The sequence below is a fragment of the Ensifer sp. genome (assembly GCF_035999135.1).
Taxonomy (GTDB): domain Bacteria; phylum Pseudomonadota; class Alphaproteobacteria; order Rhizobiales; family Rhizobiaceae; genus Ensifer.
Genome location: NZ_DASYGZ010000112.1, coordinates 1 through 13,925 on the forward strand (window position 1 = coordinate 1; position 13,925 = coordinate 13,925).

Here is a 13,925-nt window from a genome sequence, read left to right on the forward strand (position 1 = left end):
TTGTTTGCGCCGGTGGCAAAGGGAGCGTTTGCAGATGAATTCATATGTGAACATGGGCGTGGGTGCCTTTCTGGGGACGGTCTTCGTTCTGATGTCCGTGTCCATTGCATCGGAAGGCATTTTCCACTCCGAGGCTCCCGAGAAGGAAGGCTTCACGATCGTTGCCGAAGAGGGCACGTCTGAAGCCGGCGCCGGTGGCGCCGCGGAAGTCGAAGTCGATATCAAGCCGCTGCTGCTCAAGGCCGACGCTGCTGCCGGCGAGACCGTATTCAAGAAATGCGCGAGCTGTCACACCGCCGACAAGGGCGGCGCAAACAAAGTCGGTCCGAACCTCTGGGGCCTCGTCAACCGCCCGATCGCTTCGCATGAGGGCTTCAGCTACTCGGCTGGCATGAAGACGTTCTCCGAAGGCGGCAAGGTCGTCTGGGACTACGACCACCTCAGCTACTTCATCGAAGCACCGAAGAAGCACGTTCCGGGCACCGCCATGGGCTTTGCCGGCGTCAAGAAGCCGGACGAGCGCGCCAACCTGATTGCCTGGCTGCGCGAACAGGCCGACGCACCGGCAGCACTGCCGGATGCATCTGCCGCCGCAGAAGCCGCTCCGGCCGCAGGCGCAGAAGGCGCCAAGCCGGCTGAGGCTGCACCTGCCACGGAAGCCAAGCCGGCTGAAGGCCAGGCCGCACCGGCAACCGAAGCCAAGCCTGCCGAAGGCCAGCCGGCACCGGCTCAATAAGTTCAGACGGTCGAACACCGACCTTCCGAAAGGCCCGGCCCGCGCCGGGCCTTTTTCGTTTTACCGGATACTGACCCCCCAGCGCCCTGCCGTAGCAGCGGCCGACGCGGACCGGGCCAGGCAGGCGCGTTTTGCGGCGAAACTCTTTCCTGAAAACCCGAACGATCAGACCAGCAGATAGGCCCAGATCGAAACGCTGATGACGCCGAGCGCCGTGGTCAGCGTGATCGTCGAAGACGCGAGCGCATGGCCGACATTGAAGTGATTGGCGATCAGCCAGGCGTTGACGCCTGTCGGTACCGCCGAGGTCAGCACCAGCGCGGTCGTCCAGTTGTCGTTGAGGCCAAGAACATGGCAGGCGGCAAAGACGACACCCGGCATGACCAAAAGCTTCAGCGCACTTGTGAACGAGGCAAGCCCGATGTTGCCGGCCAGCCCATACTTGTCGAGCGCCATGCCGATCGAGATCAGCGCTGCGGGTGCTGCCATCGACGCCAGCTGATCGACGACGGTCTTGACCGGTCCGCCAAGCGGTTGGCCGATCAGATGGAATCCGGCACCGCAGACCAGCCCGATCACCAGTGGGTTGCGCACCAGATTACGCCCCACGCCCCCAAGAAGCTGCAGCGGGCTTTGACCGGGTTTGCCACTGGTTCGGCGCTCGGCCCGCTCCATCAGCAGCGTGCCGGCGATCATCATGATCGGCAGATGCACCGAAAGCAGGATCGAGATCGCCACGATCCCCTCCTCGCCGACGATGCGCGACACCAGCGGGAGGCCGATGAAAACCGTGTTGGCAAAGGCGGAGGATACGCCGGCCAGCACGCCCACGCGCGCGTCACGGCCGAAGACCAGCGTCGCGGCCAGATGACCGACCGTCCAGGTGACGGCAACGCCGGAGAAATAGGCGACCCAGAGCGGCCAGGGCGAACCATCCTTGAAATCGGCTTCGGCAATCGTTCGAAACAACAGGATGGGCACAGCGACGCGGAAAACAAAGTCTCCGAGCGCCTCGCCGACGGCGGGCTTCAGATAGCCCGACCGCACCAGCAGCCAACCGGCCAGGATCAGGATGAAGATGGGCAGGACGTTCTGGAAGATATCGGACATGCGCGGGCCCTGGACCCTGGTGATGTTGGGCGCGTCGACCCAAAATCATCGTGGTCGGTTCTCGTGAGGTAAGTGCGGGATGCGCGCGGAGAACCGCAAACCCATCGCGCTTGGGAAAGGTCCCCACAGCAATAGCCGTGTTCGCGCCTTGCCGGCAAGCTGTGCCCGGCGCTTCTCTCAAGGGAACCTTCGCAGGTCGCAGGCGTTCGGAAAGAGTGTGAGGAAGCCGCCATGCCGACCGACAAACCCATTTTTGCACACCAGGACGATGATCCGAACCTGACCGACGATGCGCTTGCCGACAAGGTTCTGCGCTTCATCCAGTATGCGGCCCTGGTCGATATTCGCGACATCTCCGTCATGGCGCTCGGAGGGATCGTCATCCTTTCCGGCGAGGTGGCGAACGAAGCGGATATTGCCTGCGCCGGCGATGCCGCAGCCTCTGTCATCGGCGTCACGAGCGTGGAGAACCGACTGACGGTGACGCTTGAAGACACTGGGCCCGAAGCCTGAGCCGTCCTGCGGAGATTGCCGAGAGACAAAACGGGTGGTAGGACGAAGCGACCATTTGACATCGCCGCCTGGAACGCTCGGGCGGAAAGCATTGGCCAAGGAGCCGCGGATGAGGACCGACCCTTCAGCAACCAGGTAAGCCGCAACAACACTTCGAAAAAGTTGTTGCGGCGTCTGTCGGCTCATATCCCAAATATTTGAGACCGTGGCAGGTCGCCGCCGAATGTTGCCCATTTGCGCGGATGTTTCATCATGCCCGATCAAAATCGACCTACGTGGTCCTATTCGCTGCCGGCAGCTCTCCTGCTGATGGCGCCCTTCGATATCCTGGCCTCGCTCGCCATGGACATCTACCTGCCTGTCGTGCCTCGGATGCCCGAGATTCTCGGCACCTCGCCTGCCGTCGTTCAGCTGACGCTCAGCCTCTACATGCTGATGCTGGGTATGGGGCAGCTGCTTTTCGGCCCCCTCTCCGACCGGTTGGGCCGCCGGCCGGTGCTCCTTGGCGGCGCGGCGCTGTTTGCGCTCTCGTCGCTTCTGCTTTCGGCAACCACCTCGGCCTCGCTGTTCGTGATGCTCCGGCTGATACAGGCGGCCGGCGCTTCTGCGGCGCTTGTCGCGACCTTTGCCACCGTGCGCGACGTCTATGGCGAACGCCCCGAGGGGGTCACCATCTACGGCCTGTTCAGTGCCATGCTGTCTTTCGTTCCGGCGCTCGGACCGATCGCCGGCGCACTGATATCGGGCGCCTTTGGATGGCAGGCCATCTTCCTGACGCTCGGTGTGCTCGGCCTTGCGGCCCTCGGCCAGGCGCTATCGCGCTGGTCGGAAACACGGACTGTCACGACGGGAAAACCGAAGCCGGCCTTTGTAGCCATACTGCGCGATGGCGCCTTCTGGACCTACACGCTCGGCTTCGCAACGGCGATGGGGGCGTTCTTCGTGTTCTTCTCGACGGCGCCGCGCCTGCTGATCGATCGCGCCGGCTATTCGCAACTCGGCTTCAGTCTGGCCTTTGCCACGGCGGCGGCGGTGATGATCCTCACAACCCGGTTCGCCAAGGGTTTTGTCGCGCGTTTCGGCATTCCCGGCTGCCTTGCCCGGGGCATGGCCCTGTTGATGTCGGGCAGCCTGCTGCTTGCCATCGGAGAGACGGTCGCCACCCCGTCGTTCACGACCTTCGTGCTGCCGATGTGGATCATCGCCGGCGGCATCGTCATGACGGCGTCGGTGACGGCAAACGGAGCCCTCAAGGCCTTCGACGCGATGGCCGGGACGGCCGTGGCGCTCTACTTCGCCGTCCAGAGCCTGATCGTCAGTCTCGTCGGCACCGGCAGCGTGCTGCTCCTCGGCGGCGATACGGCCTGGCCGCTCGTCGCCTATTGCCTCACCATGGCAACGGTGACGCTGGTCGCGCTGAAACTGCTCAATCGGCGCCAAAGGCAGCCCGTCTGAGACCCGACCCCGGAGCAGCCCCCCTGCTCCGGGGATCCCGGCGTGGTGATAGCTGCACCGGGGCAAACAAGGGCCTTGACCTCGCCCTTGGGGCAGGCCCCAGATTGCGTTCATGACCGATTCCTTTTTCCTCGCAGGCCGTTTCGGCGCCGCCACCCGACTGTCGCCGAAGGCCCTGAGGCTCTATGCCGAACAGGGCCTGCTGGTACCCGCGCATGTCGATCCGACAACCGGCTACCGATATTACGCCGCCGAACAGGCGGGCCGGGCCCGGCTGATCGCCCGGCTGCGGCAATTGGGCCTGCCGATCGCGCGGATCGCGCGCCTGATCGAGCTTCAGCCCGAGGCGCGGCTCGCCGAGTTGCGCACCTGGCTGGAGGCTGAGACCCGTCGGCTGGAGGAGCGGGGCGAACTGGTGGAGGCGATCGCCCGACAGTCGCGCGGCGGCGACGACCCGCTGGTCGGCGCGGTCAGCGTCCGCGAGACGGCGCCTTCGAAGCTTGTCTGCCGGCAGGGTCATGTGACCGTCGATGCGCTCGATGCCTTCACCGCAACCGCCGAGGCGGAGATCCGCAGCTATCTGGCCCGATGCGGCAAGGACGATGGCGGACCGATGACGCTGCATTTCCACGAACCGGTCAACCACGACGGCAAAGGCCTGGTCGAGATCGCAATCCCCTATTCAGGCAGTCTCGAACCTGCGGGCGACCTCAGCCTTCGCCTTCAGCCCGCCGGCCAGGAGGCGTATCTGGCTGTCCCCGAGGCGCACGAGACCTTTCCGGCCGTGCTTCGCATCTATGACGCGATCGAGACGTGGTTCGAGCAAAGCAAGGATCTTTCCTGCTTCGGCAGTCCCTACGAAATCTATCCGGGCAGCGCCGGCGCCCGTTTCGACGTCGCCTACCCCATTCAGGCTTAGACCAGGCCGTCCAGAACCGTTCCTCAACTGATCAAAGGTGAGACAGATGCAGCACGTCCCCTATGTGGGCTCCGGCCCCTATTGTTATGCCAATTCCTTCGCGATGATGTTCGGCGACCAGGCGCCCTCGACCGCCGTGATCGAATTTGCCACGGGCAGCCCGTTCGGCATGCAGCTCATCGGCGGCTCGCTGCCGTTCTTCGACCCCTATGGCTGGGATCCGGAAGCCGGATTCGAGGGCGCGCTCGAGGCGCTCGGCTGGACGAGCGAGACGAGCCACGGCGAAGACGCGGAGGATGCCTTATCCCGGCTGAGATCGGCACTGAGGGACGGCCCCGTCTGGGTCGGGCCGGTGGAGATGGGGCACCTGCGGCATCAACCGGGCATGACCGGGCCGATCGAAGCGGACCACTATGTGGTTGTGCTCGCGCTCGACGAGGAGCGCGTGCTGATGCACGATCCGCAGGGTTACCCCTATGCGTCGCTGCCGATTGGCGATTTCATGGCGGCATGGCAGGCAAAGACACTCACTTACGGAGCGCCATTTACGATGCGCACGGGCTTCCGCCGTGTCGCCGAGCTCCCTGAGGTGGACATGATCCGAGCCGCGATACCGGCCGCGATCCATTGGCTCCAGATGACCACGGACCGCCCGATGCCACCGGCAAGCTTCGGCAATGGCGAGGCAGCCCGGCTGCTCGCCGATCGGCTCGATGGCGGTTGCGGCAAGGGCTTGCGTGCCCACCTGATCCATTTTGCCGTTCGTGTCGGGGCCCGCCGCACCGCCGACGCCGCCACCTGCCTTGCGCGCGCCGGCTATCGCGAGGCGGCGCTGGTCGCCGACGAACAGGCGCGCCTGATCGGCGCGCTGCAATATCCATTGGTCGTGCGCAACGACAGGGCGGCGGCCGAAACGTTGCGGCGGCTGGCGCCGACCTACGATCGCCTGCTTTCTGCCCTGAGAAACCGCTGAAACGGGAACTCTAGGCGATAAGTTCGGAGAAGGTCGTCGGTCGCGCAGGCGTCCCGTCGCTCACCGTCTCGTAGTGAAGGCCGACGACACCGTTGTCGTAGCTTTCGCTGCCGGTCAGCCGCAGCGCCTCCGTTTGCCCGAGCCTGGCAAACCAGGGCTCGCCCGGCGAGAAGACCGGATAGACGAAGAAGTGATAGCGGTCGACCAGCCCGAGGCCGACCACGCTCTGTGCCAGGCTGACGCCGCCCGAAAGATGGATATCGCCGCCGGGCCGCGCCTTCAGATCGATCAGGTAGCGCGACAGGGCTGCATCATCCTCAAGCACGGCGCGCTCGACGTTGTGCCACGGGCTGATCGCCTCAGTGGGCGTACGTGAGAACACGATCTTGCGATAGTCGCGCATGCGTCTGGCCATGACGCGGTTGGTTTCGCCGTTTTCCTGATCGTCAAGGGCACCCGGCCAGTAGCCAACCATCTCCTCATAGGTCGTGCGGCCGACGAGCACCGTATCGTAGCCGGCATAGAGCCGGTCGATGGCGCGGTATTGATCCTCGACGACCGTGCCCATCCATGCGAGCGGGTCATCGAGCCGGCCATTCGGCGTCGTCATCATCTGCAGGACGATCTTGCGCATCGCGGCGTCTCCTTCAGTGGGTGCTTTCCTCGACCAATCGCGCCAGCTGCGCGGCCACCGTTCCCCAACCGTCGTGGAAACCCATCTCCTCGTGCATTTTCCGGTCGGCGCCGTTGCGGTGCATCACGTGGGCGGCATAATGCGTTCCGGCCGGATGGTCGCTGAGGGTGATGATCGCCGTCATGAACGCGTTTTCAGCCGGCCGCCAGCCGGCGACGAGCGTGTCGGTGAAGACGATGCGTTCGCGATCGTCGACGGCGAGGAAGCAGGCATCGATATGCGGCATGAAATCGCCGCCGTCTTCGCTGATACGGGTGACGAAGCTGCCGCCCGGCTTCAGGTCCATGTCGACGACCTTGCAGATTGCTGGCGCCGGAACCCACCACTTCTCGAAGCGCGCCCGATCAGTAAAGGCGCGCCACACGGTAGAGCGCGACGCCTTGATGACACGCGCCATCGTCAGGTCGAGTTCGGGATCGGGCGTACGGATCATGTCATTCCTCCTCATTTTCAGTGACGAATTTTTCGAGCCGGTCGGCGCGGCCTTCCCAGAGCGCGCGCTGGGCCGAAAGCCAGGTCTCGACCATCGAAAACTGTGCCTTCTCAAGGGCGCAGGTGCGCACCCGGCCCTGCTTGTGCGTGCGGATGAGCCCGCTGTCTTCCAGAAAGTGGATGTGCTTCATGAAGGACGGCAGCGCCATGTCGAAGGGGCGGGCGAGATCGCTGATCGAAGCCGGCCCGCCGCCAAGCCGCGAAAGCACGGCGCGCCGGGTCGGATCGGCGAGCGCCTGAAAGATCGTGTCCAATCGGTCTGAATACTGTTCCATAAGGCTAAGTATCACGACCTATCACTTAGCGCAATGGCTAACTATTTTTTGGCAAACTCATCGATTTCTCAACCGACGTGTTTTGCTGGAACGCGCCTCGTTCAGCCGCGAGGCTCAGGCTTCGCCGATCTCCGCCAGGAAACTTGTGAGCACCTGGCGGTTCTGTGCCAGCTTCTCCGTCCTTTCCTCCACCAGCCTGATCTGCTGGCGCAGGGTCACACGCAGTTCGTCGCAGGGCTCGAAGATCGGGCCTTCGCCGCGCACGCAGGCGAGGAACTGCAGGATCGTCGAAAGGGTCATTCCGCCGGCGCCCAGCAGCTTGATGCGCTCGACGGTCCTGAGTTCCGTCGTGTCATAGTCGCGATAGCCGCTCTCGGTGCGCTCAGGCTTCAACAGCCCTTCCGCCTCGTAGTAGCGCAGCATCCTGATGCTGACGCCGGTGCGTTTCGACAGCTCGCCTATCTTCATACGGTGCCCTTTAGGCTCCCTCAAAGCGCTCTTGACTCTGACAGCGCTGTCAGACCTTAAAGCTATGGCTCCTTCATGCAACCGCACCCAGGAGCAAAATGATGTCGACCGAAACCAACCTCTATCCGGCAGCGCTCAACGGCCAGGCCGTCGATGCCGCGGACCTCTCGCCGCTCGCCTTTGCCGGCTTCGCCCACTTCACGGCCATTCAGGTGAGGGACCGCAAGATCCGGGGGCTCGACCTGCACCTGAAGCGCCTTCACAACGCCTCACTCGACTTTTTCGGCCGCGCCCTGCCCGAAGACACGCTGCGCGCCCGCATCCGCCAGGCCGTCGACGCCGGCCCTCAGGACCAGTCGCTGGCGGTCACCGTCTTTTCGCCCAAGGGCGAATTCACCCGCGAGAGCATGGAGGGAGACCTTGCCGTGCTCGTGCGCAGCGGCCCGCCGTCCAACGGTCCGAAGGGACCGCTCAGGCTTGCCGTCGTAGAGCACGAGCGGCCGCTCGCCACGATCAAGCATGTCGGCGAATCCGGCAAGACCTACTACCTGCACCAGGCGATCCGGCAGGGTTTTGACGACGCCGCCTTCATCGACCGCCATGGCCGCCTCAGCGAGGCGACGATCTGGAACCTCGTCTTCTTCGATGGCGAGACCGTCATCTGGCCGAAGGCCGAGATGCTCACCGGCACGATGATGGGCACGGTGCAGCGACAGCTTGAGCGCCTGGGCATGCCGCAGCGCCAGGAAGAGGTTACCCTTAGCCGGCTCAAGGAATTGTCCGGCGCCGCCGTCATGAACTCCTGGACGCCGGGCATCGCCGTCAGCGCGATCGGATCACGGACCTTTCCGGAGGCAAGGGCGTTCATGGATCTCCTGCACCGGGCACACGCCGCGGAACCGGCCGAAGCGGTCTGAGGTTGCGCCGGCCGGGGCGAGACAGCACCGGCCTCACCGCTTGCGGGCGACGATATAGGGACGGCCGTCGTCGCCGGCCGTCGCGTGACTTTCGGTCGCGAGGATGTCGAAGCCTGAAAGGCGCATGTATTCGCTCAGTTGTTCCACGCCGAAGCTGGCCGCAAAGGGCGCCAGGCCAAGAGCCCGCATCGCCGGCAACAGCGCGAGACGGACGAGCGGGTTCATATCGCCGACACAGGGCGTCTTGGAGATGAACAACCCTCTTGGCGCAAGCAGAGCGTGGATGTTGGCGAGCGTCTCTGAGAGCTCGCGGACGAGATGGAGATAGTTGAACCCCAGCACGGCGTCGTATTGCACCTGCCCGGCCGCTAGCGTTTCTGCGGTGCCGGTCCGGAAAATGAGGTGCGGCATCATCTCGGCCGCATATCTCTCCCTGGCGATCGCGATCATCTCGGCGGAAAGATCGGTCGCAAGATAGGTCTGGACGTCACCCGCGATCCGAAACGCCGTCGTTCCGGTGCCGCAGCCGAGCTCCAGGACCCGGTCGTTCGGCAGAAGAAGCGCACGGGTCCGGGCGAGCGTGCGCTCATAGCCGGCCGGATCGGCAATCGCGCCCCTGGCGTATTTTCGCGATGCCCGGTCCCAGAAACGAGCATCGCTCGCTACGCTCATGATCTCCGCTCCTCAAGGGTGGCGCCCCGCCACTGGGCGATCAGCGCCGGCCCGGTCGATACCGCTCCGTCGCCCAGACTGGTGCAATGGGAGCGCCGGCAAAGATCACAAGCTGGAGCGGATCCGTCAACGAATGGCGGAGACGGCGTTATCGTTCGGCGGAGGGACCCGCGTCAGCCGAGACGAACCCAGTCCACGCCTTCCAGTGTGTAGGGTGCGAAGAGGAAATCCCGGATCGCCACGATCCGGTCACCATGCCAGGCCAAGAGGACGAAATAGGCCGGCTTTTCCATGTTGCCCGCACTGTCGAAAACCAGCATGGCGGGACGCCCTTCGACCGCACCTGGCGCGAAGCGCCACCTCGTCTCCTCGGCGTAACGGGTGAAATAGCGGCCCGTACTCTCACGTCCTTCGAGCCTCAGCCTGTTCACCAGCTCGAGCCTGACGTCGTCGGCAAGCATCGCGCGGATCGCGTCGAAGTCGCCGCCCTGGAACAGCCGCACATAGGTTGCCATCTTCTTCCGGTCCGGATCCGACATCAGCGGCAGCCGCGCATCATGCGGCTGCTCGGCCAATTGCCGGAGTGCTGCCCGCCCGCGCTGCAGCGCCGATTTGGCGGCCGCCGGGCTGCAGTCGGCAATGCCGGCGATCTCTTCGACCGAATGCCCGAGCACGTCTTTCAGAATGACGGCGCAGCGCTGCAGTTCGGGCAGTTGCAGGAACGTCTGGAAACCGACGGCGACGATATCGGCTTCCGGCAGCTGCGCGCCTTCGAGATCTTCGAACAGCGGTACCATCGGGTGTCGCGATCGGTGGCGCAGGAAATAGAGACTGGTGTTGTGAGCGATGCGCAGCAGCCAGGCCTCGAGATTGTCGACGGCCGCGCCGTCTGCCTGCGCCTGCAGAGCCTTGATCAGGGTATCCTGAAGCACGTCCTCGCCGTCGACCGTCGAGCCGGTCATGCGGGCGCAATAGCGATGCAGACGCGGCCTCAGTTCCGCCAGTCGATGTTCGAAGTCTTGCCTGTCCATGGTCTGCCTCGTCATCAGGATATTTCCGGGCGCCCGGCCGACGGACGATAGCGTGGGCCGAGGAAAATGTCCGCCGCCGGCTCTGGTCGTTTTCGCGCCGCGCCCCAAGGGGCCGACGATCATCCTTTCGGCATCAGCTGTTGTCGCTGAAGACCATCTCGCCGACGACCGACTGAAGGCTTGCCAGCTCGAGGATCTGAGGGAAATAGGCCTTCATCCTCGGATCGGCCCGCATCGCCTCGACCGCGGCCGGCGTCTCCCATTCCGAATAGATGACGACGCTTGCGCCGTCCTTGGCGGCGATCAACCGGCTCGTGCGCCAGCCGTCGAGCGTGCGGATGACGGTGTCGATGTTGCGCTTCAAAAGCGTGATCAGCTGCGCCTGCTTGCCGGGCTCGACCGTGAGGACGTTGACGAGCGTGACGGGGGTGGTGGTCATGGAAGCATCTCCTTGGTTGGGACAAGGCAAAGACGAACGGGATATGCAAAACGGATCGGAGAGAACAAATTATTCGTATGCCACCGACCGGCGGTCGCAGCGTCGGCCAGGCCAGCTGACAGCGTTGTCCCGGCAGCAAGGGAAGTGCAACGCTCCCCGTCGGGGCCGATGATGCTGTATAGTCGCAGCCTCGATAGGCCTGTCTCAGGGGGTTGCGATGCCCAATGCGTTCTGTCGTCTTCTCGATCTTGCGATCCCCATCGCGCAAGCCGGCATGGGTGGAGCGACGTCTCCGGAGCTCGTGGCCGCGGTTAGCAACGCGGGCGGCCTTGGCGTTATCGGCCTGTCGGTCTCCTATTTCGACGATCTCGAATTGGCGAGGCAGGAGATCAGGCGTACCCGCGCCCTCACACAGCGCCCGTTTGGCGCGAACATCATCCTGGAATGGGAACCGACAGGAAGGCTCGATATCTGCCTTGAAGAAGGCGTGCGGTTGATCAGCTTTTCGTTCGGTGACCCTGCCCCTTATGTCTCGCGGATCCACGCCGCCGGCGCGCTCGTCTCGATGATGGTCGGAACACCCGCTGCGGCAAGGCGCGCGGTCGACGCCGGTGTGGATCTGATCATTGCTCAAGGCTGGGAAGCGGGCGGACATCCCGCTGGGCAAATCGCGACCATGGCTCTCGTTCCGGCAGTCGTCGATGCCGTCGGCGGGCGGGTTCCGGTGCTCGCCGCCGGAGGGATTGCGGACGGACGCGGGCTTGCCGCCGCGATCACCCTTGGCGCAAGCGGCGCCTATATCGGTACCCGCTTCCTTGTAAGCCGCGAGGTCGCGATCCACCCCGAATACCAGCAACGGATTTTGACGGCCGGCGTCGCCGACACGGTCTACACCACGGTATTCAATGGCGGCTGGGACGCAGCGCAACGCGTCTTGGAGAATTCGACCTACGCCCGTTGGGATGCCGCCGGGCAACCGCCCGATGGCAGGCGCCCCGGCGAGGGGGAAATCGTCGCGACATCAATCCGTCGCGGCGACATTGCGCGCTACCAGTGTGTCGTCGCTGGTCCCGAATGCGAGGGGGACATCGAAGCGCTGCCGCTCTGGGCAGGCCAGGGCGTGGGTCTCGCAAACGAACTCATGACGGCGGGCGAAATCGTCGACGAAATCTGGAAGGAAGCGAAGCACGCTCAGCGAAGGCTCACGATCGCAATCGACGGCGAACTCTGATCTGCAAATTGAGCAGCGATGCGAATGAGCCCGGAAAACGACGATTCGAAAAGCTTTTGGGAAAGTGATGGCGGACAGAGAGGGATTCGAACCCTCGATACGCTTTCACGTATACACGCGTTCCAGGCGTGCGCCTTCAACCACTCGGCCACCTGTCCATCCGTCAGCAGCCGATGGTCACCCGGCTGGATGGGAAGGGCGAGGCCCTTCGTGTCTGCCGGTTCGAACCGGCGGACGCGCGTCTATATACCGATGATTCCTCCGGGATCAACTGCTTTCTGACAGATTGTTGACATCTCGTGAAACCGAATGGCCGATGATCCCCATTGTGCACGGCGGCCATCGCGCCTATCTCTTGCGCCAGAACGAGCGCTACGCTTCCCCGATCCTCGTTTTCGTCTTGATGGTGATCGGCTCGCCTGCAGATATTTCGCCGCCCCAGCCTTGCACGAGCTCCCTATGATCGAAGAGGATGCCGGTGGTCCTCGGCGACGATTGGCGCCGGTCCGTGAACGAAGGGAATGAAGACCGATGCGGTTTCTGTTGAGGCTGGCGAGCGCGATCGTGCTGTTTGCCGCCGTGCTTGCCGGCGCCGTCGATGCGATCCAGTCGGTCGCAGCATCCGAACTGGTGATGACTTCGCTTGGCGACGATCTCGAAGCGCTCGGCGCCGATACGGCGAGCTGGGTCCAGTTTGCGCAGCGCAGCGATACCGCGCCGACGATCTGGCACGCGATCCTGCACTGGGTGCTGACGCAGCCGGCCTTCGCCGTGCTGGCGCTCATCGCCCTCATTCTGTGGATGGCCGGATACAAGAAACGGCCGGCGGCGGGACGTTTCGCCGCCTGATGATCGCGGAGACCTCTCCGCACCGACGAAAGGAGTATGCTGATGTTCCTGATCGACATGTTCAACAAGAAGACGATCATGCCCGACGCACAGACGGCCCTTCCGGGCCGCGAAGAGGCGATCCCGACCGCCGAGACGCATTTCGTTTCCGGCCGGCCGCTGAAAGGCCCCTACCCCGAGGGCACGAAGAAGATCCTTCTCGGCATGGGCTGCTTCTGGGGCGCCGAACGGCTGCTGTGGAACATTCCCGGCGTCTACGTGACCGCGGTCGGTTACGCCGGCGGGCTGACACCCAACCCGACCTACCAGGAGACGACGACCGGGCTCACCGGCCACACCGAAGTGGTGCTGGTCGTCTATGACCCGAAGACCGTTCCGCTCGCCACCCTGCTCAAGACCTTCTTCGAGGAGCATGACCCCACCCAGGGCATGCGCCAGGGCAACGACATCGGCACCACCTACCGCTCGGCGATCTACACCTATGACGACGAGCAGCTGGCGGAAGCCAAGGCGGCGCGCACGACATTCCAGGCGGCGCTGAAGCATTCCGGCCATGGCGGCACGGTGACCACGGAAATCGCCAGTGCCGGCCCGCTCTACTTTGCCGAGGACTACCACCAGCAGTACCTGGCGAAGAACCCGAATGGTTACTGCGGCCTGCGCGGTACCGGGGTGAGCTGCCCGATCGGCCACTAGAGACGCGTTCACCGGCTCGCAACCGACGCGCAACGGGAGCGCGATTGCTGAACCAAAGCCCGAGGCCTGCGTCCCGCGCACCGTTTTTCGCGCGGGACGCCCACAACCCTGAGGCCGCGCCGGACGGGTGCGCACACTTATCCCCAACCATAAAAGCCCAACAGAACCGGTGCCTTACGGGTAGCGGCATCTGTGGCTTCAATTTTTACCATCCGAAAAATTTTGAGTGTTTTTTTGCCGTGGCCGTGCAAGGATGCGCCACCCTAGCCCCAAGGAGAAGGGGGTGGGTTCCGCAGACAGGCTCTCGTCAGGGAGCCGGCGGGAGGACCCAATAAGATCAATAGCGACAACAGGGCTGCACGATGAAAAAAACCATTCTCGGTCTCTTTGCCTTTTCGATGATGTCCGCGACGGCTCTGGCCGCCGACATCAAGCCGGCGATCATCTACGATCTC

Annotated in this window: 17 protein-coding genes and 1 tRNA gene; 9 read left to right on the forward strand and 9 right to left on the reverse strand. The window is 64.0% G+C overall.

From position 1 onward, the window contains the following. Positions 1-34 precede the first annotated feature (34 nt). The gene (locus tag VGO12_RS12975; protein WP_327513163.1) at positions 35-736 is read left to right on the forward strand and encodes a cytochrome c family protein; all 702 of its coding nucleotides are present in this window, start codon (positions 35-37) and stop codon (positions 734-736) included. A 165-nt stretch (positions 737-901) separates the two neighbouring features. Here VGO12_RS12975 and VGO12_RS12980 read toward each other — a convergent pair whose 3' ends face one another. Then, on the reverse strand, positions 902-1,846 hold the full coding sequence (locus tag VGO12_RS12980; protein ID WP_327513164.1) for an AEC family transporter: 945 nt from the start codon (positions 1,844-1,846) through the stop codon (positions 902-904). Positions 1,847-2,077: 231 nt separating this feature from the next. Here VGO12_RS12980 and VGO12_RS12985 point away from each other — a divergent pair, with 231 nt between their 5' ends. From VGO12_RS12985 to VGO12_RS13000, 4 genes are all read left to right on the forward strand, one after another. Next, on the forward strand, positions 2,078-2,359 hold the full coding sequence (locus VGO12_RS12985) for a BON domain-containing protein (protein ID WP_327513165.1): 282 nt from the start codon (positions 2,078-2,080) through the stop codon (positions 2,357-2,359). Positions 2,360-2,611: 252 nt separating this feature from the next. Beyond that, positions 2,612-3,814, forward strand: coding sequence for a CmlA/FloR family chloramphenicol efflux MFS transporter (gene cml, locus VGO12_RS12990; RefSeq protein ID WP_327513166.1), 1,203 nt, complete (start codon positions 2,612-2,614; stop codon positions 3,812-3,814). Positions 3,815-3,926: 112 nt separating this feature from the next. Then, positions 3,927-4,733, forward strand: a complete 807-nt coding sequence (locus VGO12_RS12995) for a MerR family transcriptional regulator (RefSeq protein ID WP_327513167.1) — start codon at positions 3,927-3,929, stop codon at positions 4,731-4,733. 46 nt (positions 4,734-4,779) lie between these two features. After that, positions 4,780-5,706, forward strand: coding sequence for a hypothetical protein (locus tag VGO12_RS13000; protein ID WP_327513168.1), 927 nt, complete (start codon positions 4,780-4,782; stop codon positions 5,704-5,706). 10 nt (positions 5,707-5,716) lie between these two features. Here VGO12_RS13000 and VGO12_RS13005 read toward each other — a convergent pair whose 3' ends face one another. From VGO12_RS13005 to VGO12_RS13020, 4 genes are all read right to left on the reverse strand, one after another. Next, positions 5,717-6,340, reverse strand: a complete 624-nt coding sequence (locus tag VGO12_RS13005) for a dihydrofolate reductase family protein (RefSeq protein WP_327513169.1) — start codon at positions 6,338-6,340, stop codon at positions 5,717-5,719. Positions 6,341-6,353: 13 nt separating this feature from the next. After that, complete coding sequence (locus tag VGO12_RS13010; protein ID WP_327513170.1) at positions 6,354-6,833, reverse strand: SRPBCC family protein; 480 nt, start codon at positions 6,831-6,833, stop codon at positions 6,354-6,356. Position 6,834: 1 nt separating this feature from the next. Next, positions 6,835-7,167 (reverse strand): metalloregulator ArsR/SmtB family transcription factor, encoded by a 333-nt coding sequence (locus tag VGO12_RS13015; protein WP_327513171.1) that lies wholly within the window; start codon positions 7,165-7,167, stop codon positions 6,835-6,837. Between the two features lie 114 nt (positions 7,168-7,281). Continuing rightward, positions 7,282-7,635 (reverse strand): MerR family transcriptional regulator, encoded by a 354-nt coding sequence (locus VGO12_RS13020; RefSeq protein ID WP_327513172.1) that lies wholly within the window; start codon positions 7,633-7,635, stop codon positions 7,282-7,284. A 98-nt stretch (positions 7,636-7,733) separates the two neighbouring features. Between VGO12_RS13020 and VGO12_RS13025 the strand changes: the two genes are divergently transcribed. Next, on the forward strand, positions 7,734-8,552 hold the full coding sequence (locus VGO12_RS13025) for an aminotransferase class IV family protein (RefSeq protein WP_327513173.1): 819 nt from the start codon (positions 7,734-7,736) through the stop codon (positions 8,550-8,552). A 33-nt stretch (positions 8,553-8,585) separates the two neighbouring features. On the opposite strand, the gene VGO12_RS13030 is transcribed toward VGO12_RS13025, so the two are convergent. The 3 genes from VGO12_RS13030 to VGO12_RS13040 form a co-directional block, all read right to left on the reverse strand. Then, on the reverse strand, positions 8,586-9,224 hold the full coding sequence (locus VGO12_RS13030; RefSeq protein ID WP_327513174.1) for a class I SAM-dependent methyltransferase: 639 nt from the start codon (positions 9,222-9,224) through the stop codon (positions 8,586-8,588). A gap of 173 nt (positions 9,225-9,397) precedes the next feature. After that, positions 9,398-10,270: a sigma factor gene (locus tag VGO12_RS13035; protein WP_327513175.1), complete on the reverse strand. Its 873-nt coding sequence runs from the start codon at positions 10,268-10,270 to the stop codon at positions 9,398-9,400. A gap of 118 nt (positions 10,271-10,388) precedes the next feature. Next, positions 10,389-10,694, reverse strand: coding sequence for an antibiotic biosynthesis monooxygenase family protein (locus VGO12_RS13040; protein ID WP_327513176.1), 306 nt, complete (start codon positions 10,692-10,694; stop codon positions 10,389-10,391). Positions 10,695-10,893: 199 nt separating this feature from the next. On the opposite strand from VGO12_RS13040, the gene VGO12_RS13045 reads away from it, so the two are divergent. Next, on the forward strand, positions 10,894-11,925 hold the full coding sequence (locus tag VGO12_RS13045; protein WP_327513179.1) for a nitronate monooxygenase: 1,032 nt from the start codon (positions 10,894-10,896) through the stop codon (positions 11,923-11,925). A gap of 68 nt (positions 11,926-11,993) precedes the next feature. Here the strand turns inward: VGO12_RS13045 and VGO12_RS13050 are convergent. After that, a tRNA-Ser gene (locus VGO12_RS13050) sits at positions 11,994-12,083 on the reverse strand. Between the two features lie 373 nt (positions 12,084-12,456). On the opposite strand from VGO12_RS13050, the gene VGO12_RS13055 reads away from it, so the two are divergent. Next, complete coding sequence (locus VGO12_RS13055) at positions 12,457-12,774, forward strand: hypothetical protein (protein WP_327513177.1); 318 nt, start codon at positions 12,457-12,459, stop codon at positions 12,772-12,774. A gap of 42 nt (positions 12,775-12,816) precedes the next feature. Beyond that, positions 12,817-13,470 carry a peptide-methionine (S)-S-oxide reductase MsrA gene (msrA, locus tag VGO12_RS13060; RefSeq protein WP_327513178.1) on the forward strand — a complete coding sequence of 218 codons (654 nt, stop codon included), beginning with the start codon at positions 12,817-12,819 and terminating at the stop codon, positions 13,468-13,470. Positions 13,471-13,925: the final 455 nt, after the last annotated feature.

Bases quoted from the DNA above. Each gene is read 5' to 3' on its own strand.
- VGO12_RS12975 (WP_327513163.1), top strand. From the start codon at position 35: ATGAATTCATATGTGAACATGGGCGTGGGTGCCTTTCTGGGGACGGTC.
- VGO12_RS12980 (WP_327513164.1), bottom strand. From the start codon at position 1,846: ATGTCCGATATCTTCCAGAACGTCCTGCCCATCTTCATCCTGATCCTG.
- VGO12_RS12985 (WP_327513165.1), top strand. From the start codon at position 2,078: ATGCCGACCGACAAACCCATTTTTGCACACCAGGACGATGATCCGAAC.
- cml (WP_327513166.1), top strand. From the start codon at position 2,612: ATGCCCGATCAAAATCGACCTACGTGGTCCTATTCGCTGCCGGCAGCT.
- VGO12_RS12995 (WP_327513167.1), top strand. From the start codon at position 3,927: ATGACCGATTCCTTTTTCCTCGCAGGCCGTTTCGGCGCCGCCACCCGA.
- VGO12_RS13000 (WP_327513168.1), top strand. From the start codon at position 4,780: ATGCAGCACGTCCCCTATGTGGGCTCCGGCCCCTATTGTTATGCCAAT.
- VGO12_RS13005 (WP_327513169.1), bottom strand. From the start codon at position 6,340: ATGCGCAAGATCGTCCTGCAGATGATGACGACGCCGAATGGCCGGCTC.
- VGO12_RS13010 (WP_327513170.1), bottom strand. From the start codon at position 6,833: ATGATCCGTACGCCCGATCCCGAACTCGACCTGACGATGGCGCGTGTC.
- VGO12_RS13015 (WP_327513171.1), bottom strand. From the start codon at position 7,167: ATGGAACAGTATTCAGACCGATTGGACACGATCTTTCAGGCGCTCGCC.
- VGO12_RS13020 (WP_327513172.1), bottom strand. From the start codon at position 7,635: ATGAAGATAGGCGAGCTGTCGAAACGCACCGGCGTCAGCATCAGGATG.
- VGO12_RS13025 (WP_327513173.1), top strand. From the start codon at position 7,734: ATGATGTCGACCGAAACCAACCTCTATCCGGCAGCGCTCAACGGCCAG.
- VGO12_RS13030 (WP_327513174.1), bottom strand. From the start codon at position 9,224: ATGAGCGTAGCGAGCGATGCTCGTTTCTGGGACCGGGCATCGCGAAAA.
- VGO12_RS13035 (WP_327513175.1), bottom strand. From the start codon at position 10,270: ATGACGAGGCAGACCATGGACAGGCAAGACTTCGAACATCGACTGGCG.
- VGO12_RS13040 (WP_327513176.1), bottom strand. From the start codon at position 10,694: ATGACCACCACCCCCGTCACGCTCGTCAACGTCCTCACGGTCGAGCCC.
- VGO12_RS13055 (WP_327513177.1), top strand. From the start codon at position 12,457: ATGCGGTTTCTGTTGAGGCTGGCGAGCGCGATCGTGCTGTTTGCCGCC.
- msrA (WP_327513178.1), top strand. From the start codon at position 12,817: ATGTTCCTGATCGACATGTTCAACAAGAAGACGATCATGCCCGACGCA.